Source organism: Pseudomonas iranensis, assembly GCF_014268585.2.
Lineage (GTDB): Bacteria > Pseudomonadota > Gammaproteobacteria > Pseudomonadales > Pseudomonadaceae > Aquipseudomonas > Aquipseudomonas iranensis.
The window spans coordinates 2,583,907-2,606,172 of sequence record NZ_CP077092.1 but is presented as its reverse complement, the minus strand read 5'-3'; the positions used below and the strand labels follow the sequence as shown (position 1 = coordinate 2,606,172).

The 22,266-nt window shown below is 61.0% G+C and carries 25 protein-coding genes; 17 read left to right on the top strand and 8 right to left on the bottom strand.

The window, feature by feature from the left end; all coding sequences use genetic code 11:
* The first annotated feature begins 157 nt into the window (after positions 1-157).
* The 5 genes from HU724_RS11680 to HU724_RS11660 all read left to right on the top strand — a co-directional run bounded on the left by HU724_RS11680 (position 158) and on the right by HU724_RS11660 (position 6,633).
* Complete coding sequence (locus tag HU724_RS11680; protein ID WP_186569257.1) at positions 158-1,783, top strand: APC family permease; 1,626 nt, start codon at positions 158-160, stop codon at positions 1,781-1,783.
* A gap of 22 nt (positions 1,784-1,805) precedes the next feature.
* On the top strand, positions 1,806-2,732 hold the full coding sequence (locus HU724_RS11675) for a 4-hydroxyproline epimerase (RefSeq protein ID WP_186569256.1): 927 nt from the start codon (positions 1,806-1,808) through the stop codon (positions 2,730-2,732).
* Between the two features lie 54 nt (positions 2,733-2,786).
* Positions 2,787-3,734: a dihydrodipicolinate synthase family protein gene (locus tag HU724_RS11670; RefSeq protein ID WP_110599051.1), complete on the top strand. Its 948-nt coding sequence runs from the start codon at positions 2,787-2,789 to the stop codon at positions 3,732-3,734.
* A 63-nt stretch (positions 3,735-3,797) separates the two neighbouring features.
* Entirely contained in the window at positions 3,798-5,390 is a 1,593-nt protein-coding gene (locus HU724_RS11665; protein WP_186569255.1) for an aldehyde dehydrogenase (NADP(+)), read from the top strand.
* On the top strand, positions 5,380-6,633 hold the full coding sequence (locus tag HU724_RS11660) for an NAD(P)/FAD-dependent oxidoreductase (RefSeq protein WP_186569254.1): 1,254 nt from the start codon (positions 5,380-5,382) through the stop codon (positions 6,631-6,633). The genes HU724_RS11665 and HU724_RS11660 overlap by 11 nt, the downstream gene beginning before the upstream one ends.
* Here the strand turns inward: HU724_RS11660 and HU724_RS11655 are convergent.
* A complete protein-coding gene (locus tag HU724_RS11655) occupies positions 6,630-6,839 on the bottom strand; it encodes a hypervirulence associated TUDOR domain-containing protein (RefSeq protein ID WP_122507430.1) in 210 nt (69 codons plus the stop codon). The two genes, HU724_RS11660 and HU724_RS11655, sit on opposite strands and share 4 nt — an antisense overlap.
* Before the next feature lie 164 nt (positions 6,840-7,003).
* Here HU724_RS11655 and HU724_RS11650 point away from each other — a divergent pair, with 164 nt between their 5' ends.
* From HU724_RS11650 to HU724_RS11640, 3 genes are all read left to right on the top strand, one after another.
* The gene (locus tag HU724_RS11650; protein ID WP_110645810.1) at positions 7,004-7,231 is read left to right on the top strand and encodes a hypothetical protein; all 228 of its coding nucleotides are present in this window, start codon (positions 7,004-7,006) and stop codon (positions 7,229-7,231) included.
* A 142-nt stretch (positions 7,232-7,373) separates the two neighbouring features.
* Positions 7,374-8,423, top strand: coding sequence for an NAD(P)-dependent alcohol dehydrogenase (locus HU724_RS11645; RefSeq protein ID WP_186569253.1), 1,050 nt, complete (start codon positions 7,374-7,376; stop codon positions 8,421-8,423).
* A gap of 127 nt (positions 8,424-8,550) precedes the next feature.
* Positions 8,551-9,249, top strand: a complete 699-nt coding sequence (locus HU724_RS11640) for a tRNA (adenine(22)-N(1))-methyltransferase (RefSeq protein WP_302474588.1) — start codon at positions 8,551-8,553, stop codon at positions 9,247-9,249.
* A 189-nt stretch (positions 9,250-9,438) separates the two neighbouring features.
* Here the strand turns inward: HU724_RS11640 and ycaC (HU724_RS11635) are convergent, their stop codons facing one another.
* Entirely contained in the window at positions 9,439-10,068 is a 630-nt protein-coding gene (gene ycaC, locus HU724_RS11635) for an isochorismate family cysteine hydrolase YcaC (RefSeq protein ID WP_016774235.1), read from the bottom strand.
* 265 nt (positions 10,069-10,333) lie between these two features.
* Here ycaC (HU724_RS11635) and HU724_RS11630 point away from each other — a divergent pair, with 265 nt between their 5' ends.
* Positions 10,334-11,044, top strand: a complete 711-nt coding sequence (locus HU724_RS11630; RefSeq protein ID WP_016774234.1) for an SDR family NAD(P)-dependent oxidoreductase — start codon at positions 10,334-10,336, stop codon at positions 11,042-11,044.
* Between the two features lie 94 nt (positions 11,045-11,138).
* Positions 11,139-12,068 carry a LysR family transcriptional regulator gene (locus HU724_RS11625; protein WP_130928647.1) on the top strand — a complete coding sequence of 310 codons (930 nt, stop codon included), beginning with the start codon at positions 11,139-11,141 and terminating at the stop codon, positions 12,066-12,068.
* Here the strand turns inward: HU724_RS11625 and HU724_RS11620 are convergent, their stop codons facing one another.
* Both HU724_RS11620 and HU724_RS11615 read right to left on the bottom strand, forming a co-directional pair.
* Positions 12,069-12,986: an AraC family transcriptional regulator gene (locus tag HU724_RS11620; RefSeq protein ID WP_073475257.1), complete on the bottom strand. Its 918-nt coding sequence runs from the start codon at positions 12,984-12,986 to the stop codon at positions 12,069-12,071.
* A 174-nt stretch (positions 12,987-13,160) separates the two neighbouring features.
* Positions 13,161-13,925, bottom strand: coding sequence for an SDR family NAD(P)-dependent oxidoreductase (locus HU724_RS11615; RefSeq protein ID WP_186569252.1), 765 nt, complete (start codon positions 13,923-13,925; stop codon positions 13,161-13,163).
* 183 nt (positions 13,926-14,108) lie between these two features.
* Here HU724_RS11615 and HU724_RS11610 point away from each other — a divergent pair, with 183 nt between their 5' ends.
* Both HU724_RS11610 and HU724_RS11605 read left to right on the top strand, forming a co-directional pair.
* Positions 14,109-15,065: a helix-turn-helix domain-containing protein gene (locus HU724_RS11610; RefSeq protein WP_437180350.1), complete on the top strand. Its 957-nt coding sequence runs from the start codon at positions 14,109-14,111 to the stop codon at positions 15,063-15,065.
* A 127-nt stretch (positions 15,066-15,192) separates the two neighbouring features.
* Positions 15,193-15,930, top strand: coding sequence for an SDR family oxidoreductase (locus tag HU724_RS11605; protein ID WP_024012510.1), 738 nt, complete (start codon positions 15,193-15,195; stop codon positions 15,928-15,930).
* Between the two features lie 284 nt (positions 15,931-16,214).
* Here HU724_RS11605 and HU724_RS11600 read toward each other — a convergent pair whose 3' ends face one another.
* On the bottom strand, positions 16,215-16,910 hold the full coding sequence (locus tag HU724_RS11600; RefSeq protein WP_186569251.1) for a B3/B4 domain-containing protein: 696 nt from the start codon (positions 16,908-16,910) through the stop codon (positions 16,215-16,217).
* Positions 16,911-16,956: 46 nt separating this feature from the next.
* Between HU724_RS11600 and HU724_RS11595 the strand changes: the two genes are divergently transcribed.
* Positions 16,957-17,583, top strand: coding sequence for a helix-turn-helix domain-containing protein (locus tag HU724_RS11595; protein WP_186569250.1), 627 nt, complete (start codon positions 16,957-16,959; stop codon positions 17,581-17,583).
* A gap of 70 nt (positions 17,584-17,653) precedes the next feature.
* Here HU724_RS11595 and HU724_RS11590 read toward each other — a convergent pair whose 3' ends face one another.
* Positions 17,654-17,854 (bottom strand): hypothetical protein, encoded by a 201-nt coding sequence (locus HU724_RS11590; protein ID WP_186569249.1) that lies wholly within the window; start codon positions 17,852-17,854, stop codon positions 17,654-17,656.
* 144 nt (positions 17,855-17,998) lie between these two features.
* The gene (gene ycaC, locus HU724_RS11585; protein ID WP_016774235.1) at positions 17,999-18,628 is read right to left on the bottom strand and encodes an isochorismate family cysteine hydrolase YcaC; all 630 of its coding nucleotides are present in this window, start codon (positions 18,626-18,628) and stop codon (positions 17,999-18,001) included.
* Positions 18,629-18,832: 204 nt separating this feature from the next.
* Between ycaC (HU724_RS11585) and HU724_RS11580 the strand changes: the two genes are divergently transcribed.
* Both HU724_RS11580 and HU724_RS11575 read left to right on the top strand, forming a co-directional pair.
* The gene (locus tag HU724_RS11580) at positions 18,833-19,096 is read left to right on the top strand and encodes a hypothetical protein (protein ID WP_016774224.1); all 264 of its coding nucleotides are present in this window, start codon (positions 18,833-18,835) and stop codon (positions 19,094-19,096) included.
* A complete protein-coding gene (locus HU724_RS11575; RefSeq protein ID WP_186569248.1) occupies positions 19,093-19,830 on the top strand; it encodes a Fic/DOC family protein in 738 nt (245 codons plus the stop codon). The genes HU724_RS11580 and HU724_RS11575 overlap by 4 nt, the downstream gene beginning before the upstream one ends.
* 96 nt (positions 19,831-19,926) lie before the next feature.
* Here HU724_RS11575 and HU724_RS11570 read toward each other — a convergent pair whose 3' ends face one another.
* Positions 19,927-20,853, bottom strand: coding sequence for a Gfo/Idh/MocA family protein (locus HU724_RS11570; protein ID WP_186569247.1), 927 nt, complete (start codon positions 20,851-20,853; stop codon positions 19,927-19,929).
* Between the two features lie 273 nt (positions 20,854-21,126).
* Here HU724_RS11570 and HU724_RS11565 point away from each other — a divergent pair, with 273 nt between their 5' ends.
* A complete protein-coding gene (locus tag HU724_RS11565) occupies positions 21,127-21,732 on the top strand; it encodes an SCO family protein (protein WP_016774221.1) in 606 nt (201 codons plus the stop codon).
* Positions 21,732-22,211, top strand: coding sequence for a copper chaperone PCu(A)C (locus HU724_RS11560; protein WP_186569246.1), 480 nt, complete (start codon positions 21,732-21,734; stop codon positions 22,209-22,211). The genes HU724_RS11565 and HU724_RS11560 overlap by 1 nt, the downstream gene beginning before the upstream one ends.
* Positions 22,212-22,266: the final 55 nt, after the last annotated feature.

Below are 22,266 nucleotides of genomic sequence, written 5' to 3'. Positions count from 1 at the left end.
CGGCCCTGTCGAGGCCGCGCATTCATCGGCGCCATTGTGCCGAATTCGTCATCGATCCCGGCATAAAACATCAATCGCCGCCGCCGTCGACCCGTGCAAAGTCTGCTCGTCCCCGTGACACAACTGCCTATCCAATAACTCACAAGAAGGCGATGCCATGTCAGGCCAAGGCAAGTTCAAAAAACAGCTTTCATTGATCGACCTCACCTTTATCGGACTCGGCGCGATCTTCGGCTCCGGCTGGTTGTTCGCCGCCAGCCATGTCTCGGCGATTGCCGGTCCGGCGGGGATTTTTTCCTGGTTGCTGGGCGGTTTCGCCGTGTTGCTGCTGGGTATCGTCTACTGCGAACTGGGCGCGGCATTGCCCCGTGCCGGCGGCGTGGTGCGCTACCCGGTTTATTCCCACGGTCCGCTGCTCGGCTACCTGATGGGTTTCATTACGCTGATTGCGTTTTCCAGTCTGGTGGCGATCGAAGTGGTCGCCTCGCGCCAATACGCGGCGGCATGGTTTCCCGGCCTGACCAAGGCGGCTAGCGGCGACCCGACCATCCTCGGCTGGCTGGTGCAGTTCGGCCTGCTCTGCGTGTTTTTCCTGCTCAACTACCGCAGCGTGAAGACCTTCGCCAAGGCCAACAATCTGGTCAGCGTGTTCAAATTCATCGTGCCGCTGCTGGTGATCGGCGTGCTGTTCACCTTCTTCAAACCGGAGAACTTTCAGGTTCAGGGATTCGCTCCATTCGGCCTGTCCGGTGTGGAGATGGCGGTCTCTGCCGGGGGGATCATCTTTGCCTACCTGGGCCTGACGCCAATCATTTCCGTGGCCAGCGAAGTGAAGAATCCACAGCGCACCATTCCCATCGCGCTGATTCTCTCGGTGCTGCTGTCGACCCTGATCTACGTGCTGCTGCAAATGGCCTTTCTCGGCAGCATCCCGACGGAAATGCTCGCCAACGGCTGGGCCGGTATCAGCAAGGAATTCGCCCTGCCCTATCGCGACATCGCCCTGGCGCTCGGTGTCGGCTGGCTGGCCTATCTGGTGGTCGCCGATGCGGTGATCTCGCCGAGCGGCTGCGGCAACATCTACATGAACGCCACGCCGCGAGTGATCTACGGCTGGGCGCAGACCGGCACCTTCTTCAAGGTCTTCACCCACATCGATGAAAAGTCCGGCATCCCGCGTCCGGCGCTGTGGCTGACTTTCGCCCTGTCGGTGTTCTGGACCCTGCCATTCCCGTCGTGGGAAGCGCTGATCAACGTGGTCTCCGCCGCGCTGGTGTTGAGCTATGCGGTGGCGCCTGTATCGGTTGCGGCGCTGCGGCGCAATGCGCCGGACATGCCGCGCCCGTTCCGGGTCAAGAGCATGGGCCTGCTCGGGCCGGTGTCGTTCATCATCGCCGCGCTGATCGTTTACTGGTCGGGCTGGAACACCGTGTCGTGGCTGCTCGGCCTGCAAATCCTGATGTTTGTCATCTATCTGTTCTGTGGCCGCTTTGTGCCGACCGCACACCTGAGTCTGGCGCGTCAGGTGCGTTCATCGGCGTGGCTGATCGCCTTCTACGCGGTGACTATCGTGCTGTCGAAACTCGGCACCTTCGGTGGCCTGGGTATCCTCACCCATCCGTTCGACACGATCGTCGTCGCCGCTTGCGCCACCGGCATTTACTACTGGGGCGCAGCGACCGGCGTGCCTGCCCATCTGCTGCGCCTGGACGACGAGGACGAAGAAAGCGACAGCCCTGCGCCCTCGTCCACCGTCAGCGCCCGCCCTGCCGGCGCCTACTGAAATCATCCAACGGGATCTCTTCATGAAACGAGTACACGTCATTGATTCCCACACCGGCGGCGAGCCGACGCGGCTGGTGATGAGCGGCTTCCCCGAGCTGTCCGGCAACAGCATGGTCGATAAACGCGATGCCCTGCGCAGCCAGCACGATCAGTGGCGCCGCGCCTGTCTGCTCGAGCCGCGTGGCAACGATGTTCTGGTCGGCGCGCTGTATTGTCCGCCGGTGTCGGCAGACGCCACCTGCGGGGTGATCTTCTTCAACAACGCCGGATACCTGGGCATGTGCGGCCACGGCACCATCGGCCTGATCAATTCGTTGCAGCATCTGGGGAAAATCCAGCCGGGCGTACACAAGATCGACACGCCGGTGGGGCAAGTCAGCGCGACTTTGCATGACGATGGCTCGGTCACCCTGGGCAACGTGCCCGCCTACCGCTATCGCAAACAGGTACCGGTGGAGGTGCCGGGTTATGGCCGCGTGGTCGGCGATATCGCCTATGGCGGCAACTGGTTTTATCTGGTCTCCGAGCATGGCCAGAGGTTAACGATGGACAACGTCGAACACCTGACCGCGTACACCTGGGCGATGCTCAAGGCGCTGGAAGATCAGGGCATTTTTGGCGAAGACGGCGCGGTCATCGACCACATCGAACTGTTCGCCGATGACGATCGGGCCGACAGCCGCAACTTCGTCATGTGTCCCGGCAAAGCCTACGACCGCTCACCGTGCGGCACCGGCACCAGCGCCAAACTTGCCTGCCTGGCCGCCGACGACAAGTTGCAAGCGGGCGCGCCATGGATCCAGGCGAGCATTACCGGCAGCCAGTTCGAAGGGCGCTTCGAATGGGAGGGCGAACGCATTCGCCCGTTCATCACCGGCCGCGCCTACATGACCGCCGACAGCACCTTGCTGATCGACGACAGCGACCCGTTCGCGTGGGGCATCTGAGCCGCCACGCCGATTTTTCACTTCGAATCAAACGAAATGCCAAGGAGTTGAATCATGAGCGACAACATCTTCACCGGCTGCATGCCGGCCCTGATGACCCCATGCACCGCCCAGCGCAAACCGGACTTCGATGCGCTGGTGGCCAAGGGACGCGAGCTGATCGATGTCGGCATGAGCGCCGTGGTCTACTGCGGCTCGATGGGCGACTGGCCGCTGCTCACCGAAGCCGAGCGTCAGGAAGGCGTGGCGCGGCTGGTCGCTGCCGGGGTGCCGACCATCGTCGGCACTGGCGCGGTGAACACCCGAGAAGCGGTTTCCCACGCAGCGCATGCGGCGAAAGTCGGCGCGCAAGGCTTGATGGTCATCCCGCGCGTGCTGTCCCGTGGCGCTTCGGCGACGGCGCAAAAGGCCCACTTCGCCGCGATCCTGCAAGCCGCACCGAACTTGCCGGCGGTGATCTACAACAGCCCTTATTACGGCTTCGCCACCCGCGCCGATCTGTTTTTCGAACTGCGCCGCGAGTACCCGAACCTGATCGGTTTCAAGGAATTCGGCGGCGGCGCGGACCTGCGCTACGCGGCCGAGAACATCACCTCCAAGGATGACGACGTGACGCTGATGGTCGGCGTCGACACGCAAGTGGTGCACGGCTTCGTCAACTGCAACGCTACCGGCGCCATTACCGGCATCGGCAACGCCCTTCCTCGCGAAGTGCTGCAACTGGTGGCGCTGAGCAAGCAGGCCGCGCAAGGCGATGCCAAGGCCAGGCGCCAGGCGCGGGAGCTGGAGTCGGCGCTGGCGGTGCTGTCCTCGTTCGACGAAGGTTGCGATCTGGTGCTGTATTACAAGCATCTGATGGTGCTCAACGGCGACAAGGAATACACCCTGCACTTCAACGAAAGCGACGTGCTGAGCGATTCGCAAAGACGCTATGCCGAGAAGCAGTATTCGCTGTTCCGTCACTGGTACGAAAACTGGTCCGCCGAGCAGAATTTCGCCTGACTACTACCTGCCGCGAGTCAAAACGATTCGCGGCAGGCCTCGCTCATTTCACAGGAAGACACCATGACTCTGACGGGCAACATGCTGATCGGCCAACAATCCGTGACGGGTACGCGTCCGGCCTTTCGCGGGATTGATCCGGCGACCAACCAGGCACTTGAACCGCAGTTCGCCGGGGCGTCAGCCGAACAGGTGGAACAGGCCTGTGCCCTGGCCTGGACGGCGCAAGATGCGTACCGCGAAACCAGCCTGAGCACCCGTGCGGCATTTCTCGAAAGCATTGCCGAACACATCGAAAACCTTGGCGACGAACTGATCGAACGCGCCCACGCCGAAACCGGTCTGCCGCGTGCACGCCTCCAGGGCGAACGTGGCCGCACCTGCTCGCAATTGCGCCTGTTCGCCCGTTCCGTGCGCGCGGGTGAATGGCTGGACGTGCGCGTCGACAGTGCGCAACCACAACGCCAACCGCTGCCGCGCTCCGACCTGCGCCAGCGGCAGATTGCCTTGGGGCCGGTCGCGGTGTTCGGCGCGAGCAACTTTCCGCTGGCATTTTCCGTGGCCGGTGGCGACACCACCGCAGCACTGGCGGCCGGTTGCCCGGTAATCGTCAAGGCGCACAGCGCCCATCCGGGCACCAGCGAACTGGTCGGCCGCGCAGTCGCGCAAGCGGTCAAAGCCTGCGCTCTGCCCGAGGGCGTGTTTTCCTTGTTGTTCGATTCTGGCTACGAAGTCGGCATCGCATTGGTCAGCGACTGGCGCATCAAAGCCGCTGGTTTCACCGGCTCGCGCACTGGCGGTCTGGCCTTGATGAAAGCTGCGCAAGCGCGGCCCGAGCCGATCCCGGTGTATGCGGAAATGAGCTCGATCAACCCGGTTTTGCTGTTTCCCGCCGCGCTGGAAAATCGCGCGCAGGCGCTGGCCGAAGGGTTTGTCGCGTCGCTGACATTGGGCGCCGGGCAGTTCTGCACCAACCCGGGATTGCTGATTGCCCGCAAAGGCCCGGCGCTCGACGGGTTCCTCAGCGCGGTGGCTGAACTGATCCCGCGCAGCGCGGCGCAAACCATGCTCACGCCCGCCATCTTCGGCGCCTATCAAGCAGGCGTGACCGCTCTGCAAGACAACCCCCGTGCACGCGCGATAGCGGTTGGCCAAGTCGGCAGCGGCCCGAATCAGTGTCAGACGCATGTCTTCAGCACCGATGCAGCGGATTTTCTCGACGATCAGCGTTTGCAGGCTGAGGTGTTCGGCGCGACATCGCTGATCGTGCAATGCAGCAGTGACGAAGAAATCCGTCAGGTCTGCGCCCATCTCGAAGGTCAACTGACCGCGACCCTGCACATGGATGACGCAGACCTTTCTTTGGCGCGTACGTTGCTGCCAACCCTCGAGCGCAAGGCCGGGCGCCTGCTGGTCAATGGCTGGCCGACCGGCGTGGAAGTCTGCGATGCGATGGTGCATGGCGGGCCTTATCCGGCGACCTCAGATGCGCGCAGCACCTCGGTCGGCACTGCGGCGATCCTGCGTTTCCTGCGGCCGGTGTGCTATCAGGATTTCCCCGACAGCTTGCTGCCGACGGCGCTGCAACAGACCAATCCGCTCAACCTTCGGCGCTTGCTCGATGGCCAATGGGAAGCGACACGCCATGGCGAATAATCCTTCGCACGACATCGCCGTGGTCGGCGCCGGGATCATTGGCGTGGCTTGCGCATTGCGCCTGGCCCGCCGGGGTTTGCGCGTGGTGGTCATCGATCAGCAGGAACCGGGGCATGGCGCTTCGTTCGGCAACGCCGGACATCTGGCCACCGAGCAGGTATTTCCGATCGCTGATGTTTCGATCCTCAAGCGCTTGCCAGCCATGCTCATGGACCCGATGGGGCCGCTGCGCCTGGACTGGAAATACCTGCCGCGCGCCCTGCCGTGGTTCACCCGCTTGCTGCTGAATCTGCGGCCCGAGCCTTTTCAGGAAACCGTCGCCGGCCTGCGCGCGCTCAATGAAAGCAGCCTGGATGCGTGGCAGCGCTTGCTCAGCGATATCCAGCGCCCGGATCTGCTCAAGGTTGACGGCTCGTTACTGGTCTTCGAAACACCTGAATCCCGTCAGGCCATCGAAGCTTTGCAGGCACGGCTGCATCAGCAGCAGGTGCCGGTGGATTACTGGCAGGCGGGGGCGATCCGCGAAACGGCGCCGCAGCTCAGCGAACAGATTCAGGGCGGACTGTTTTTCCCGCGCACCGGGCATTTCCTTGATCCCTATCGGGTGGTCTGCGCACTGGTCGAAGCGGCTCGCAGCAGCGGCGTGAGTTTTCTCCAGCAGCAGGTTCAGGGCGGCTGCGTGCAGGAGAACGGTGTTTTATTAGTGACCGGTAATGGCGGGGTAACGGCCAGACGCGTGTTACTGGCCTGCGGTGCGCATTCGGCGAAACTGACTGCCGCGCTGACTGGCAAGCAGGTACCGTTGGACACCGAACGTGGCTATCACCTGATGCTGCCGCACGAGCATGATCGCCTGCCCTTCCCCGTCACCTCGCTGGAACGCAAATTCATAATGACGCCGATGCGCGATGGGCTGCGCCTGGCCGGCACGGTCGAATTCGCCGGGCTGGAGCGGCCAGCGAACATGGCGCGCGCCTGGCAGTTGCAGCGTTTGAGCCAACGCCTGTTTCGCAAGGATCTGAACGCTGATGGCGCGACACCGTGGATGGGCTTTCGCCCGTCGCTGCCGGATTCCCTGCCGGTGATCGATCAGGTTTGCGACGGCAAGGTCTTGCTTGCCTTCGGTCATCAGCATCTAGGCCTGACTCAAGCGGCGCTGACGGCGGAATTGATCGGGCAGATGGTCTCAGGCGCGACTCTCGCGCTGCCGAGTGTCGACGCCTACCGACTGGCACGTTTCTAAGCGTGCTTCAGCGCGTCGCCGTGATGCATGGCCAGGTGGCCGGTCTTGTCGCTCTTGACCTCGTACTGCGGCGCGTCTTTCGAAGCCGGCCGGTGGCGGCCCATGAACTCGGTATCGCGAGTGTGCACCTTGACCACTTTGCCGTGGATCTCGCCGGCCTCGGAATTCCAGCGCACCGCTTCGCCGACCTTGAATGAACTGCTCATCATTGCGTCCTCGCCTCTGGCTGTTGATTTATGGAGCCGCGCGCGTCGGAGAAATTCCGCTTTTTTGCGAGGCGACCGAAGGCAGGCAAAAAAATCGAACGGCGAAAATCGCCCGCACCTCCAACTTGCACAAGCCATAGAAAACGGCGATGACGAGGTGTGAGATGAATAACGATCAAGGCAAGCAAGGTGACGATCCGCTCCCAACCACGCCCGACCCGCTGAGTCCGGGGCGTACCGAGGTCGATCCGATGAAGGAACGCGGCATCGACGAGCTACCCGACAACGAAGGCGAAATCCCGCTGGATGATGACGACACCGGTCTGGATCCGGAGCGGGTACGTCAGGAAACCGATAACGCCGAGATGGACGACCAGCCCAATCCGCGTTGAGCCTGAAACGGCAGCCATACGGCTGCCTTTCGGTTGCGCAATCAACAGCAGAATCAGGCAAGCATTTCACAGAAATGCACTACCTCGCGCTCCGACCCAGGCGCAACAATGGGCGTCCGACAACCCCATGGAGGATGCTCACATGCTCGTACAAGCCTACGGCGCCCACGCTGGCGACAAACCCCTTGAGCCCATGCAGATCAACCGCCGCGCCCCGGCGGCGCACGACGTGCAGATCGATATCGCCTTCTGCGGCATCTGCCATTCCGACTTGCATCAGGTGCGCGCCGAATGGGCTGGCACGCAATTCCCCTGCGTGCCCGGCCATGAAATCGTCGGCCGCGTCTCGGCGGTCGGCGATCACGTCAAAAACTACAAGGTCGGCGATCTGGTCGGTGTCGGCTGCATCGTCGACAGCTGCCAGCACTGCGATGACTGCGAATCCGGTCTGGAAAATTACTGCGACGGCATGATCGGCACCTACAATTTCCCGACCCCGGACGCACCGGGCTGGACCCTCGGCGGCTATTCGCAAAACATCGTCGTGCACGAGCGCTATGTGTTGCGCATCCGTCATCCCGAGGCGCAACTGGCCGCCGTCGCGCCGCTGCTCTGCGCCGGCATCACCACTTATTCGCCGCTGCGCCAATGGAACGCCGGCCCCGGCAAGAAAGTCGGCGTGGTCGGCATCGGTGGCTTGGGTCACATGGGCATCAAACTGGCCCACGCCATGGGCGCCCATGTCGTCGCATTCACCACTTCCGAATCCAAGCGTGAAGCGGCCAAGGCACTGGGCGCGGACGAAGTGGTGGTGTCACGCAATGCCGAGGAAATGGCGGCACACACCAAGAGCTTCGACTTCATCCTCAATACCGTCGCAGCGCCGCACGATCTCGACGCGTTCCTCGTGCTGCTCAAGCGCGATGGCGCGTTGACCCTTGTCGGAGCGCCCGCATCGCCGCATCCGTCGCCGAACGTATTCAACCTGATCACCAAGCGGCGCACCATCGCCGGTTCAATGATCGGCGGCATTCCCGAGACTCAGGAAATGCTGGATTTCTGCGCCGAGCACGGCATCGTTTCCGACATCGAGTTGATCCGCGCCGACCAGATCAACGAGTCCTACGAGCGCATGCTCAAGGGCGACGTGAAATACCGCTTCGTCATCGACAACGCAACGCTCGCCGGCTAAGCGCAAGCGTCCATCGGCAGCGCCGTGCTGCCGATGGTTCGAGTAATTCCATCCCTTAATTGACAGCGTCAGCGTTGCTCGCCAGAGTCGCACCCCTTTTTCCACCGCTGGGTGAACGGGGTCGCCATTGAACCAACAGACATTGTCCATGCGCCTGGAGCGCGTCGCTGCCCACGTGCCGGTCGGCGCGCGGCTGGCGGATATCGGCTCGGATCACGCCTATTTGCCGGTTGCCCTGATGCGCCGAGGCCTGATTACAGCGGCGGTGGCTGGCGAGGTCGCGCGCACGCCATTTCACGCGGCGCAACGCACCGTCAATGACAACGATCTGCAGGGGCAGATCAGCGTGCGTCTGGCCGATGGTCTGGCGGCGATCAGGCCTGACGACGGCATCAGCGCCATCACCCTGTGCGGCATGGGCGGCGAAACTATTCGCGATATTTTCCAGAACGGCAAAGCTCACCTCAATGGCCACGAACGGCTGATCCTGCAACCCAACGGCGGCGAGCAAGCGCTGCGCCAGTGGTTGATGGATAACGGCTACCGCATCGTCTGTGAAGAGGTGCTGCATGAGAACCGCTTCGACTACGAAATTATCGTTGCCGAGCGGGCCTCTGATCCGGTGACTTACGATGCCAGGGAACTGTTTTTCGGACCGCTGCATCTGCAGGCACGCTGCCCGGCATTTCTGCACAAATGGCAACGCAGGCTGAAGCAGCGGCAGAAGACATTGGGGCAGTTTACGCGAGCGCAACAGACGTTGCCGGAGGACAAAATTCTTGCGCTGAAGCAAGAGATGCAGTGGATCAGTGAATTGCTCGGGTGACTGTGCCGCCTTATTCGCGAGCAGGCTCGCTCCCACAGGAAATTGCATTCTCCTGAGCAAACACAGTCAACTGTGGGAGCGAGCCTGCTCGCGAAAGCGGTGTGGCAAGCTACACAACAACCAAATGGCCGCAGCCGTAGGAAACAAAAAGCCTGCTGTTGAAAGCAGGCTTTTTCGTGGGCGGTGAACTTACTTCTGCTGCGTCAGCGCCGAGTAGCTGTTCATCAGGTTGCGGTAGTTGGGAATGCGCTGCGACAGCAGGTTACCCAGACCTTCAATGTCGTTGCGCCAGTCGCGGTGCAGCTCACAGGCCACCGAGAACCAGTTCATCATCTGCGCGCCGGCTTGAGTCATGCGGCTCCATGCGGCTTGCTGCACGGTGGTGTTGAAGGTGCCGGAGGCATCGGTGACCACAAACACATCAAACCCTTCTGCCAGCGCCGACAGCGTCGGGAACGCTACACACACATCCGTTACCACACCGGCAATTATGATCTGCTTGCGCCCGGTGGCCTTGATCGCCTTGACGAAGTCTTCGTTGTCCCAGGCGTTGATCTGACCTGGGCGAGCGATGTATGGCGCGTCCGGGAACATTTCTTTCAACTCCGGTACCAGCGGGCCGTTCGGGCCTTGTTCGAAGCTGGTGGTGAGGATGGTTGGCAGGTCGAAGAACTTGGCCAGATCCGCCAGCGCCAGCACGTTATTCTTGAACTCGTTCGGCGAGAAGTCCTGCACCAGCGAGATCAGACCGGTCTGGTGGTCAACCAGCAGCACGATAGCGTCGTCTTTGTTCAGGCGGTTGTAGGTTGGAGTGGTCATGGTGTGCGTCCCTTTTCAAGTTTGGAGTTTTGTTGTTGCGTTCAAGTTGGGTACAGATTACTGACGCACAGCAAAGGGATAAATCGGCTGAAAAGCGTTTCACCGTCCACTCAAACGGGACAATCATTCGAGGCCCGCTCTGATTAAATACACCACAGTACAAATGATGTACCTCAGCCCCCATTTATCAACTCCTCGCAACTTCCTAAAGTCCTCTCCAACAGCCACCCGCCATCCTGACGGGCCAGCGACAGAGGAAATCATCATGAGCACATCGAAAAAAGTAGTTGTCATCACCGGCGCTTCGCAAGGCATTGGTGCAGGTCTGGTCGAAGGCTTTCGCGCCCTTGGCCATCAAGTGGTCGCTACCTCGCGCTCGATCAAAGAGTCGAGCGACCCGGATGTTCTGACCGTCGCCGGTGACATTGCCGATCCGCAAACCGCCGAGCGCGTGATTCGCGCCGCTGTTGCCCGCTTCGGTCGCGTCGATACGCTGGTCAACAATGCCGGGATCTTTCTGGCCAAGCCGTTCACCGCTTACAGCCAGGCGGACTATGCCCAGGTCGTGGCGACCAACATGAGCGGCTTTTTCTACATCTCGCAACTGGCCATCGCCGAGATGGAAAAACACGGCAGCGGCCACGTCGTCAGCGTGACCACCAGCCTGGTCGATCATGCAATCGACGGCGTCCCTTCGGTTTTGGCGTCGCTGACCAAGGGTGGCATCAACGCCGCGACCAAATCCCTGGCGATCGAGTACGCCAAGCGCGGCATCCGGGTCAACGCCGTGTCGCCGGGCATCATCAAGACGCCGATGCACGCCGAGGAAACCCATCAGGCATTGGGCAGCCTGCACCCGGTCGGCCACATGGGGGAAATCGACGACATCGTGCAAGCGATCCTCTACCTCGACGGGGCAAATTTCGTCACTGGCGAGATCCTGCATGTCGACGGTGGCCAGAGCGCCGGCCATTGATCGAAACCCTGCAACGCCGCCGGTGGATACCGGCGGCGTCGTTGGTTGTGGTACACAGAGGATGAACGTCCGTCGATCCTCGGTGCGAGCCACAATGAAACGCCATTTTGAAGATTTGCAGTTAGGCAGTATCGAACTGTTCTGCCTGGCCGCCGAAGCCGGCAGCTTCACCGCCGCCGCGCAACTGGCCGGGGTCACGCCGGCCGCAGTGAGCCGATCGATTCTGCGTCTGGAGCAACGCCTGGGTTCGCGACTGTTCGCGCGCACCACGCGCAGCATCCGTCTCACCGACGCCGGCCGCAGCTTCTTCGAACAATGCAGCCAGGCGCTGACGCAACTGGTCGAAGCGCAGCAGGAAGTCATGGGCGCGCAGACTTCGCCATCGGGTCGACTGCGCATCAGCCTGCCGACCACCTACGGGCATCACCGCATCCTGCCGCTGCTGCCGAAATTTCGCGCGTTGTACCCCGAGGTCACGGTCGACGTGCACTTGGGCAATCGCAATATCGACTTCGTTGAAGAGGGCTACGACCTGGCGATACGCGTGCGCGCACAACCGGACTCGACCCTGATCGCGCGCCTGCTGGAAGACGCCGCCCTGGTGGTGGTCGCCGCCCCCGAATATCTGCATAGAGCCGGCACGCCGCAGACGCTGGACGATCTCATCGCGCATGAGTGCATCCAGTTCGAATTGCCCAGCAGCGGGCGGCGGATTTCCTGGCTGTTTCAGGAAAACGGCCGGGACCTGGAAGTGATTTCCGACGGTGGCTATTCCTGTTCCGACGATGTACTCGGCGGTGTGACACTGGCCAAACACGGCGCCGGGCTGTTTCAGACTTACCGTTTCATCGTCGAGCAGGAACTCGCCGATGGCCGCCTGATTGAAGTGCTGCAACCGTATACCGGACGTTCGCGCCCCTACACCCTGCTCTACCCGCATGGCCGCTATGTGCCGCAACGGGTGCGGGCGTTTGTGGATTTTCTGCTGGGGTTTCGTGAGCAATGGGCAGGACCCGCGCGGTAATCAACCGGTCTGACGCAGGCGGCTGAGTTCCTTGGACGGCGGGCAGCCGAACTGGCGGTTGTATTCGCGGCTGAACTGCGAAGCGCTTTCGTAGCCGACGCGGTAGCAGGCGCTGGACACGTCCAGCCCTTCATTGATGATCAGCCGCCGCGCCTCTTGCAGGCGCAGCTGTTTTTGATATTGCAGCGGGCTCATGGCGGTGACGGCTTTGAAGCGGTGATGCAGCGCCGAGTTGCTCAGGTTGGCCACCTGCGCCAGCGCGTCGATACGCAGCGGCTCGGTGAAATTCTTGTTCAGCCAGTCGATAGCGCGCGTGACCCGGTGGGTCTGCGAATCGCTGACGGCGATTTCATACAGCAGATGCCCGTGCTGGCCGCGCAGCAGGCGGTAATACAGCTCGCGCAACGCCATCGGCGCGAGCATGCCGATGTCGCGTGGATTATCCAGCAGGCGCACCAGACGCAGCATGGTATCGAGCAATGTCACGTCGATCTTGTCGAGAAACATGCCGCGACCGGCGTCCTGTGGCATGCCGGTCAGCGGCGATTCGGCTATCAGTTGCGTCAGTTGCGCCGGATCGAAATCCAGCCGTACGCAAAAATACGGCGCCTCGGGCGAGGCTTCGATCACCCGTCCCGACACCGGCAATGTCACCGACACCACCAGATAATTCAGCGGGTCGTAGAGGAAACGTTCGTCGCCCAGCCCGACTTCCTTGCGCCCCTGCACGATCAGGCACAGCGCCGGCCGGTGCACAACGTGAATCAGCTCGGACGGGCCATCGAGACGGATCACGTGCAGCGGCGCAATCGCGGTTTCGTAGGTGCCTGGCGCGTCGAAGCGTTGAGTCAGCAAGCGCACCAGTTCGGCGCGATACACCGCCGTGTCGTGGAGAATGGAAGCGTCGTGGTTATCCATGCAAAGGGCCTCGAAAGCAGACGAAGGTGGGTCAACTGCGGAGGAAGATTAGCCAGTTTTATCCAGCGGCGACTAGATCAAAGATGCTGCAGATTTGCCTGATTCTGCGTGCTCGTCTTACTGGCAAAGCCATGGGCGCGTTATCACACGCGCCCATGGCTTCTCACGCCACGATCAACCCGCCGTTACCGTCATGCCGCCATCGGCCATGACCACCGAGCCGACCATGAAACTGGCGCGGTCGGAGGCGAGGAAGGTGACGATTTCGGCGATTTCTTCCGGCTGCGCCGCCCGACCGATCGGTGCTGCTTCGCCGTGCTGCGCGAGGAAGCCCGGGCCGTCCTCGACCACATCGTTGAGAATATTGGTCACCACATCGCCGACGCCGATGGCATTGACGCGAATGCCGTGCTCGATGACTTCCAGGGCCAGCGTGCGGGTCAATTGTGCCAGCGCACCTTTGGAAGCGGTGTAGGCGGCAATGGTCGGAAAGGCAAAGTACGACGCATAGGAAGCGATATTGACGATCGCACCGGACTTGTTCGGGATCATCGCCTTGACCGCTTCGCGGCAGTGCAGGAAGGCGGCCGTGGCATTCACTGCCTGGATCTTTTCCCAGTCGTCGCGGCTCATGTCGATCACTGCTTTGTTGATAATGATCCCGGCGTTGTTGACCAGAATATCCAGGCGCCCGAACTGCTCGACGGCAAGGCCTACTGCACGTTCGGCGGCGCCGTCCTCGATGATGTCCGCCACCAGCGGCACCAGATCGGGACGAGCCAGTTCTTCGACAGCCGGGTTGAGGTCTTCGGCAATCACCTTGGCGCCGCGAGCGTGCAGCATCAGCGCAATCGCCTTGCCGATGCCACTGGCCGCGCCAGTGACCAGTGCAACTTTACCGGCGACTTCTTGGGGCAGGGTGTGGTTGAAATCAGTCATGGTTTTAACTCCTCGATAGCGAATCGGTGTTGCGCCTGATGGCGCGCTCGTAAACACGGCTTCACTGTCGCGCACTGTCCCCCACCGGGCTTTCGGGCGATTGCCGGGACTGTCGGAGTTTTGCGCTGGAATTTCTCATTCGCCCGCCCTAACCTGCAAAATCATTCGCAGCCAAAGCTTTTGATGGAGCGTTCTGTGCCCCCTGCCAGCCCTGCTACGCCGACAATCAGCCAGCCCGCGCGCATCGCTGCCGAAGCCATGCCGGAGCATCTGCCCGGTGTTGCGGAAACGACCACGCCGCGGCCGCAGATCAAGGATGCAGTGGTGCAGCTGTTCCGCCATCAAACCCTGCTTGAGCCGATCCGCGTGCCATGCGTGGCCGAACCGCTGCTGGTGCTGGTACTGGCCGGCACTGCCCGGGTCGAGGAACGTTCGTTGGGTGGAGAATGGCAGGCGAGCCAGGTCACGGCGGGCGACTTCTTCCTGACCAACACCCGCGAACCTTATGAAATGCGCTGGCAAACCGAAGGTTGCGAGGTCTTCGAAGTCATGCACCTCTACCTCGGCCTGGGCCTGATCGAACAAGCGGCGCGCGAAGCGTTCGGCGAACAGGCCGGTGCAGTGACGTTTGTCGATGTGTCCGGTGCGCGTGACGAGCAGGTCAGCTTCATCCTTGAGCAACTGCGCATCGAACTCACACAACAGCGCCAGCCCAGCGCACTGCTGGTGCACAGCCTGGCTCAGGCGTTGGCGATCCATCTGCTGCGTCATTACCTCGACCCCGACAGCAACCCGCGCCGCGACAACGCCCTGCCCGCCTACAAACTGCACCGGGTGCTTGAAGCCATGAATGCGAATCTGGCGGAGGATTTCAGCCTCAGTCATCTGGCCGCCATCGCCGGGCTGAGCGACTACCACTTCAGCCGCACCTTCAAGCGAGCCACCGGTTTGTCGCCCTCGCAATACTTCATCCGCCTGCGCATGAGCCGCGCGCGTCATCTGTTGCTGGAGACCGCACGCAGCGTGATCGACATTGGCCTGGAGGTTGGCTACTCCAGCCCCAGCCACTTTTCCCAGGTATTCCGCCGCGAAATCGGCGTCACCCCGAGCGCCTATCGCGACGCGCCACGCGGGGCCTGAAGATCGTTCGAAAAGCGACGCAGCAGAATTGGGCAAATCCCGTGGAGGAATCGATTAATAGCCCATGAGCCGCCGCACTTAATCTTCTTCCAAGCCCACTCACGGGCACATAGAAGAGGACGACATCATGCTGAACATTCAAGACAAAGTGATCGTGATTACCGGCGCCAGCAGCGGCATCGGCGAAGCCACCGCACGCCTGCTCGCCGAACGTGGCGCCAAAGTGGTGTTGGGCGCACGGCGCACCGAGCGTCTGGCCGTGATTGCCGAAGAGATCAACGGCGCCGGTGGCCACGCGCAGTTCCGCGCACTGGACGTCACCGATCAGCAGGATGTGCAGCGCTTCGTCGATTTTGCCGTGGAGCATTACGGCCGCGTCGATGTGCTGGTCAATAACGCCGGGGTCATGCCGTTGTCGCGGCTGGACGCGCTGAAGGTCGATGAGTGGAACCGCATGATCGACGTCAACATCCGTGGCGTACTCCACGGCATCGCCGCCAGTCTGCCGTTGATGCAGCGCCAGCGCGCCGGGCAGATCATCAACATCGCCTCAATCGGCGCCTACGCAGTCAGCCCTACTGCGGCGGTGTACTGCGCGACCAAATACGCCGTACGGGCGATTTCCGAAGGCTTGCGTCAGGAGGTGGGCGGCGATATCCGCGTCACCGTCATCGCACCGGGCGTGACCGAATCGGAACTGGCCGAGAGCATTTCCGATGAAGGCGGCCGCGAAGAGATGAAGTCATTCCGCAAGATCGCCATCCCCGCCGAAGCCATCGCCCGCGCGATTGCCTACGCCGTTGAACAACCGGCGGATGTCGACGTCAGCGAACTGATCGTCCGCCCGACGGCGAGCCCTTACTGAGACCAGAAGTCAATCTGTGGCAGCGAGCCTGCTCGCGAAAGCGCTGGATCAGCCGGCAAGATGCTGAATGTGCTGCCGCATTCGCGGGCAAGCCCGCTCCCACTGAGGATCTGTGGCGCCACCAAATCAATGGTCAACACGGAACATTGTGGGAGCGAGCCTGCTCGCGAAAGCGGTGAGTCAGGCGAACATGATGTTGAATGTGCCGCCGCCTTCGCGAGCAGGCTCGCTCCCACAGGGAATCGCGGTGCCGCTGACGAAACGGGCTGGCGCTCATATCCAACCTAACGCGCCCCCGGCCCGATCAACATGCTTTCGATCTCGGCGCCGGGCATCATTTGCTGCAGGCCTTCGATGAGCTTGTCGCCGGCCTCGGTCAGCGCTTCCAGCGGCATGGCCGGCAGGCTTTCGAGGATGAACCACATGTGCTGCGCCTGCGCATCGAGGCGGGTTCGCACGCCTTGGCGCCAGTTCCAGCGCCGGCAGGTCACGCCTTGGTCATCGCGCCAGACCACTTCGCCGGCGTCCGGGAATTCATGCGCGGGCTGGCCTTCTTTTATCGTGTCGAACGGTTCGCTGCCATCGGCGACGACCAGACGCGGTGAGCCGACGTAGGCCTCGGCATTCTCGCCCCCCACGGGAATCGCGTATTCCAGACTGATGGCGTTGTACAGATCAACCACCGGATCGATGCTCGGCAACTCGCCGTCGCGCAACACCCGTTTGCGCAGAGCCTCGGCCGAGCACGGCGTGCGCTGCGGCTTGGCGCCGAACTGGCGAAACACTTCCGCCCAGGCCTGCAAGTGCGCGGGCGCCCATGCCGGACCACCGTTGGCGACGATCTGGCAGGCTTTGGCCAGTGCTTCACCGGCCACGCATGCCTGAGTAATCGGCGCCGCTTGGACGACAATACTCAGCGCTCTGAAGCCCGGCGCCAGTTGCGCAACAGCCGGATCGATTGACGGCACGACAGACAGCATCCCAGAATCCCCCTCATACCCGAATTTCAAACGATGCTAGCGATCAATGACCAAGAAAGTCAATATACCGACCGAGGCCGGCGCCGACGTCGAGACCGTCAGCGCAGCGGTTTCCCGCACGCTCAAACAGGCGCGCAAACAACAGGGCATCACGCTGGACGAATTGTCCCGGCGCTCCGGCGTGAGCAAAGGCATGGTGGTCGAGATCGAGAAAGGCTCGGCCAACCCGAGCATCGCGACATTGTGCAAAATCGCCGCGGCGCTGGGCTTGTCCGTCGCAGACTTCGTCAACGTCGCCGCCACCCCGGCGGCGCATCTGATCGACAGTGAGGACATCCCCACGCTGTGGACCGGTGAGCTGGGTGGATCAGCGCGCCTGCTAGCCGGCACCAGCGGCCCGAACATGCTCGAGTTGTGGCGCTGGGAGCTGTTTCCCGGCGAGTCATTTGCTTCAGCCGGTCATCCGAATGGCACCACCGAGTTGTTTCATGTTGAGAAAGGCACGTTGCATCTGAAAGTTGGCGATGCCGAGCTGATTGTCGGGCCTGGGTGTTCGGCGGTAGCGCGGACGGATGTGGCGCATGGATATGCCAACCATGGGCGCTCGAAACTGGTTTTCACGATGTCGGTGACTGAACTGCATCAGGGTGCCAGAGAAAGCCCCTCACCCTAACCCTCTCCCCGAGGAGAGGGAACTGTCCGGGTTGACCATCACAGGGAGCATTCCCCTTGAAACCACACGATCAGCGTGACGGCGGATGCTCCGTCGAAACCGAATTGGCCGCTTCCACATCCGACATGTCTTCTTCTACAGGCGCCTCATCGTCCGGCGGCAAAGGCACCTCGGGGTTTTCGCGCTTGGGATCGTGCCCGGTCTCGTTGTCGGTGGGGCGCGTCACGGCTTGTTGCGACTGGTTGCCCGGTGCGTTTTCATCAATGCCCATGTCGGTCTCCGATGTTATTCAGCGATAGGTACCTGAACGTGTGAAATGCCCTTGCATGACAAGTGCCCGGCAATGGACGAACGGCGTTCTGTAGAGAACGCAAAAGCCTGCTATCGAGGCAGGCTTTCGCTTTGGATTGAAGGCTTACTTCTGCTGCGTCAGCGCCGAGTAGCTGTTCATCAGGTTGCGGTAGTTGGGAATGCGCTGCGACAACAGATTGCCCAGGCCTTCAATGTCGTTGCGCCAGTCGCGGTGCAGCTCACATGCTACAGAGAACCAGTTCATCATCTGCGCGCCAGCCTGAGTCATGCGGCTCCACGCGGCTTGCTGAACAGTGGTGTTGAAAGTGCCGGACGCATCAGTCACCACGAACACATCAAAACCTTCCGCCAGTGCCGACAGGGTCGGGAACGCTACACAGACATCCGTTACGACACCGGCAATGATGATCTGCTTGCGCCCGGTGGCCTTGATTGCCTTGACGAAGTCCTCGTTGTCCCAGGCGTTGATCTGACCTGGGCGAGCGATGTACGGCGCGTCCGGGAACATCTCTTTCAGCTCCGGCACCAGCGGACCGTTCGGGCCTTGTTCGAAGCTGGTGGTGAGGATGGTTGGCAGGTCGAAGAACTTGGCCAGATCCGCCAGCGCCAGCACGTTGTTCTTGAACTCGTTCGGCGAGAAGTCCTGCACCAGCGAAATCAGACCGGTCTGGTGGTCAACCAGCAGCACGATAGCGTCGTCTTTGTTCAGGCGGTTGTAGGTTGGAGTGGTCATGGTGTGCGTCCCTTTTCAAGTTTGAAGTTTGTTGTTGCGTTCAAGTTGGGTACAGATTACTGACGCACAGCAAAGGGATAAATCGGCTGAAAAGCGTTTCACCGTCAACTCAAAGAGGACAATGCCACGAGTCGAAATGCTAGGCGGCTAATCCGGCGGAACGGCGCCATGCTATGCTCCGACAGAGAAAACGAGGGGTTAACAATGAGCGAATCAGCCACTGACAGCGTCGCGAGCGAAGTATGCAAGCTTGCAGAAAAACACCGCATTGGCGCCGAGCGTGACGGCCTGAGCCGCATGGCGGCAACGATAACGCAACTGGCTGGTGATGCCGTCGAGCTGGATAATGTTGAGCAGTTGCTGGTTAATCTGAAGCGAAAGGGTGTGTTGAACAAGGCAGAAATCATGGCCTTGCAAGGACGTTACCTTCAGGAAAAAAGGCGTTCGAAAAAGCAGCTCAGCGCATGACATTCGACCCCTTCGGCGATTTCGAAACTGAAGGCTACCTTCGCAACTCGCTCAAGCTGAAAGACCCGGTTGAAGTAAAGGAATCGGAACATCTCTCTTTCGAAGCCAGTATCGAAGACGCCCTTGCTCATCTGGCAAAAAAGAGATCCATCGACTATCAAGCGATACTCAAAACTCATGAAATCCTGTTTGCCGGTTTCTACCCATGGTCAGGCAAAGACAGGAATGAGCTTGTTCCCCACCTCGCGGTTTTCAAAGGATCAAAAGAAGATCCGCATCACACACCTTTCGAGCGACCTGAGCTGATCAAAAGATCCGTCGAATATGCGCTGGAGCTCGCTACAAACAAAAAACGCTTCCGCGAGCGCCCCGGCGAGGTGATGGGCCAATTGGCTTTCGCTCATCCGTTTCTGGATGGTAATGGGCGGACCATCCTGCTCGTTCACATGGAACTGTGCTATCGAGCCAAGTTCGCCATCGATTGGTCGAAGACCAACAAAGATGCGTATTTACGGGCGCTCAGCGACGAGATCCGCGATCCTTCCAGAGGCTACCTGGACGACTATCTGAAGCCCAACGTCGTAGACATCTCAAGCCGTGAGGAATGGCCCGAAGTGATTGGCGGTATCAAAGGGTTGGACGGTTTGGACAAGGAAGGAATCGTCTACGCGAATCTGGACAATCCCGACATTCAGCAACTGTATGAAACCTACAGAACGCAGCCAATAAAGTGACCACGAAGCCTGCTGTTAAAAGCAGGCTTTATTTGTCTGGCGGCCTGCGCGACGCAGACCTGCTTACGCGCCCTGACGACTCAAGCTGAAATTCACTCAATCGTAGAACGGCTCAACCAACGCCCGACTACCGACAAAGAAACTGTCCGCCACCAGGCGCAACGGTTGCAGATCCACGTCGCTGGCCTTGTCGCTTATCAATTGCTGGAAGTGGCGGTAGACCGCTGCGTACTCGCCCTCCTCCGAGACGCTTTGGCGCACGCCGTCGATGCTCAGCACCGCGCCGCCATTGTCCAGGCGCAGAACGCCCTCGGTGCAACGGATTTCGATGTTCCACAGTTCGTCATGGCCATGGTCGAAATCGAACTCGGCGCGCACGTCGAGCTGATGCGCATCAGACATTTTGATCGAGGCGGCAATCGGCGACTGGCAGTTGCTCGGCACGCGCAGTTCGGCGGCTTCGACAAACAGCGGCAGCGCCAGCAGGTGGGTGACGATCGACAAGGCGTTGATGCCCGGGTCGAAGACGCCGAGACCGCCCGGCTGCCAGATCCATGCCTGACCCGGATGCCACTTGCGCACGTCCTCCTTCCAGTCGATCTGCACGCTTTGCAGGGTGCGGCCGGCAAGCCAGTCGCGGGCGGCGGCGATGCCCGGTGCGTAGCGCGAGTGCCAGGCGAACAAAGCGCTGACGCCTTGTACGGCGACTTGATCGACCAGGGCCATGGCTTCGCCCAATGTCGCACAGGGAGGCTTTTCCACCAGCACGTGCTTGCCGGCCGCCAATGCCTGTTGCACCAGCGCGAAGCGCCCTTGTGGCGGCGTGCAGAAAGCAATCGCATCGACGCTCGGGCCGTTCTCGAGCAGTTCGCCCAGCGACTGGAAGTTCTCCACCCCGGCGCAAGGTTTGCCTTGGGTAGCGACCGCCACCAACTGGAACGCCGGGTTGGCGAGGATGGCGGGAACGTGTTGATCCTGGGCGATCTTGCCGTAGCCCACCAGGCCGAGACGAATCGGTTGCATTACAGACTCCTGTTGTTGTTTTGGTCTTTGCAGCGCAGCGGCAAGAATACGTGTTTCTGCACCCGTCTCCAATCGTCATACTATTTAAATCGAGTTTGGTCGCGGCGAACGCATGGCTTATTCGTCATTTCTTCTTACACCTTTTGTCGTCCGATCCCGCACCGCGCGGCGATCGGCAGCCGGCGATCAGCCTCAGTTTGCTATCATGCGGCGCTTTTACGGTTAACCCCTCGCCAGTCCTGCCGACTGGCGGGCTGCAAAAGGCGGTATTAGATGACGGCTTTGTTGACTCGCCGCAAGGTACTTGCGGGAATGGGCGTGCTCGGGCTCGGCCTACTCGCCGGTTGCGATACCCGTGGCCAACTGTCGTACAAGTACGGCAAGGATCTGAGCGACAAGATCCTCGGACGCACCTTCAAGCTGAAGAATCCCGAAGGCGAAACCATGTCTCTGTCGAGCTTTCGCGGGATGATGCCGATGATCTTTTTCGGTTTCACCCAGTGCCCGGCCGTTTGCCCCACCACCCTGGCCCGCGCCGCACAGATAAAAAAACTGATGGGCCGCGACGGCGACCGTTTGCAAGTGGTGTTCATCACCCTCGACCCTGAGCGCGACACGCCGCAGATCCTCGACGCCTACGTCAAAGCCTTCGACCCGAGCTTCGTCGCGCTGTACGGCACGCTTGAGGAAACCAAGGCCACCGCCAAGGAATTCGACGTGTTCTACGAGAAAGTCCCGGCCGGCGACACCTACACCATCTCCCACACGTCCACCAGCTACGTCTACGATTCGCGTGGTGAGTTGCGCCTGGGCCTGTCCACTTCGCTGACAGCCCAAGAGTGCACGGAAGATTTGCTTACTGTTATGGAGGTCTGCTGATGCATCCCGTTCTGAATCACCTCAAACGCACCGTATGTGCACTGTCCCTGCTCGGCCTGGCCTTCCAGGTGTCGGCGCAGACCAAAGTCAACGATGCCTGGGTCCGTGCCACCGTGCCGACCCAGTCCGCCAGCGGCGCGTTCATGACCGTCACTGCCGACAGCGACAGCAAGCTGCTCAGCGTTGCCTCGCCAGTGGCCAAGGACGTTCAGATTCATGAAATGAGCATGAAGAACGATGTGATGACCATGGGCCCGGTGAAGTCGGTTGAGTTGCCTGCCGGCAAAGCCGTGAGCTTCGATCCGAACGGCTACCACGTCATGCTGATGGGCCTGACCGGTCAGTTGAAGGAAGGCGAAAACGTGCCGCTGACCCTGACCGTGGAAAACGCCAAGGGCGAGAAAGAAACCATCGAAGTCAAAGCACCGATTCGCGCGCTGACCAACATGGGCGGCCACGATCACAGCAAGATGCATTGATCGCTGACTGAAAGACTGTTCGCCTGACAGAAAAACGGGGCGGCTTGATCGATGA

Excerpts from the sequence above, each read along its gene's own strand:
- HU724_RS11625 (WP_130928647.1), top strand. The coding sequence starts at position 11,139 with ATGAAACGCCATTTTGAAGATTTGCAGTTAGGCAGTATCGAACTGTTC.
- HU724_RS11675 (WP_186569256.1), top strand. The coding sequence starts at position 1,806 with ATGAAACGAGTACACGTCATTGATTCCCACACCGGCGGCGAGCCGACG.
- HU724_RS11600 (WP_186569251.1), bottom strand. The coding sequence starts at position 16,910 with ATGCTGTCTGTCGTGCCGTCAATCGATCCGGCTGTTGCGCAACTGGCG.
- HU724_RS11595 (WP_186569250.1), top strand. The coding sequence starts at position 16,957 with ATGACCAAGAAAGTCAATATACCGACCGAGGCCGGCGCCGACGTCGAG.
- HU724_RS11610 (WP_437180350.1), top strand. The coding sequence starts at position 14,109 with ATGGAGCGTTCTGTGCCCCCTGCCAGCCCTGCTACGCCGACAATCAGC.
- HU724_RS11605 (WP_024012510.1), top strand. The coding sequence starts at position 15,193 with ATGCTGAACATTCAAGACAAAGTGATCGTGATTACCGGCGCCAGCAGC.
- HU724_RS11645 (WP_186569253.1), top strand. The coding sequence starts at position 7,374 with ATGCTCGTACAAGCCTACGGCGCCCACGCTGGCGACAAACCCCTTGAG.
- HU724_RS11650 (WP_110645810.1), top strand. The coding sequence starts at position 7,004 with ATGAATAACGATCAAGGCAAGCAAGGTGACGATCCGCTCCCAACCACG.
- ycaC (WP_016774235.1), bottom strand. The coding sequence starts at position 10,068 with ATGACCACTCCAACCTACAACCGCCTGAACAAAGACGACGCTATCGTG.
- HU724_RS11620 (WP_073475257.1), bottom strand. The coding sequence starts at position 12,986 with ATGGATAACCACGACGCTTCCATTCTCCACGACACGGCGGTGTATCGC.
- HU724_RS11565 (WP_016774221.1), top strand. The coding sequence starts at position 21,127 with ATGACGGCTTTGTTGACTCGCCGCAAGGTACTTGCGGGAATGGGCGTG.
- HU724_RS11580 (WP_016774224.1), top strand. The coding sequence starts at position 18,833 with ATGAGCGAATCAGCCACTGACAGCGTCGCGAGCGAAGTATGCAAGCTT.
- HU724_RS11665 (WP_186569255.1), top strand. The coding sequence starts at position 3,798 with ATGACTCTGACGGGCAACATGCTGATCGGCCAACAATCCGTGACGGGT.
- HU724_RS11590 (WP_186569249.1), bottom strand. The coding sequence starts at position 17,854 with ATGGGCATTGATGAAAACGCACCGGGCAACCAGTCGCAACAAGCCGTG.
- HU724_RS11570 (WP_186569247.1), bottom strand. The coding sequence starts at position 20,853 with ATGCAACCGATTCGTCTCGGCCTGGTGGGCTACGGCAAGATCGCCCAG.
- HU724_RS11560 (WP_186569246.1), top strand. The coding sequence starts at position 21,732 with ATGCATCCCGTTCTGAATCACCTCAAACGCACCGTATGTGCACTGTCC.
- ycaC (WP_016774235.1), bottom strand. The coding sequence starts at position 18,628 with ATGACCACTCCAACCTACAACCGCCTGAACAAAGACGACGCTATCGTG.
- HU724_RS11670 (WP_110599051.1), top strand. The coding sequence starts at position 2,787 with ATGAGCGACAACATCTTCACCGGCTGCATGCCGGCCCTGATGACCCCA.
- HU724_RS11575 (WP_186569248.1), top strand. The coding sequence starts at position 19,093 with ATGACATTCGACCCCTTCGGCGATTTCGAAACTGAAGGCTACCTTCGC.
- HU724_RS11630 (WP_016774234.1), top strand. The coding sequence starts at position 10,334 with ATGAGCACATCGAAAAAAGTAGTTGTCATCACCGGCGCTTCGCAAGGC.
- HU724_RS11615 (WP_186569252.1), bottom strand. The coding sequence starts at position 13,925 with ATGACTGATTTCAACCACACCCTGCCCCAAGAAGTCGCCGGTAAAGTT.
- HU724_RS11655 (WP_122507430.1), bottom strand. The coding sequence starts at position 6,839 with ATGAGCAGTTCATTCAAGGTCGGCGAAGCGGTGCGCTGGAATTCCGAG.
- HU724_RS11680 (WP_186569257.1), top strand. The coding sequence starts at position 158 with ATGTCAGGCCAAGGCAAGTTCAAAAAACAGCTTTCATTGATCGACCTC.
- HU724_RS11660 (WP_186569254.1), top strand. The coding sequence starts at position 5,380 with ATGGCGAATAATCCTTCGCACGACATCGCCGTGGTCGGCGCCGGGATC.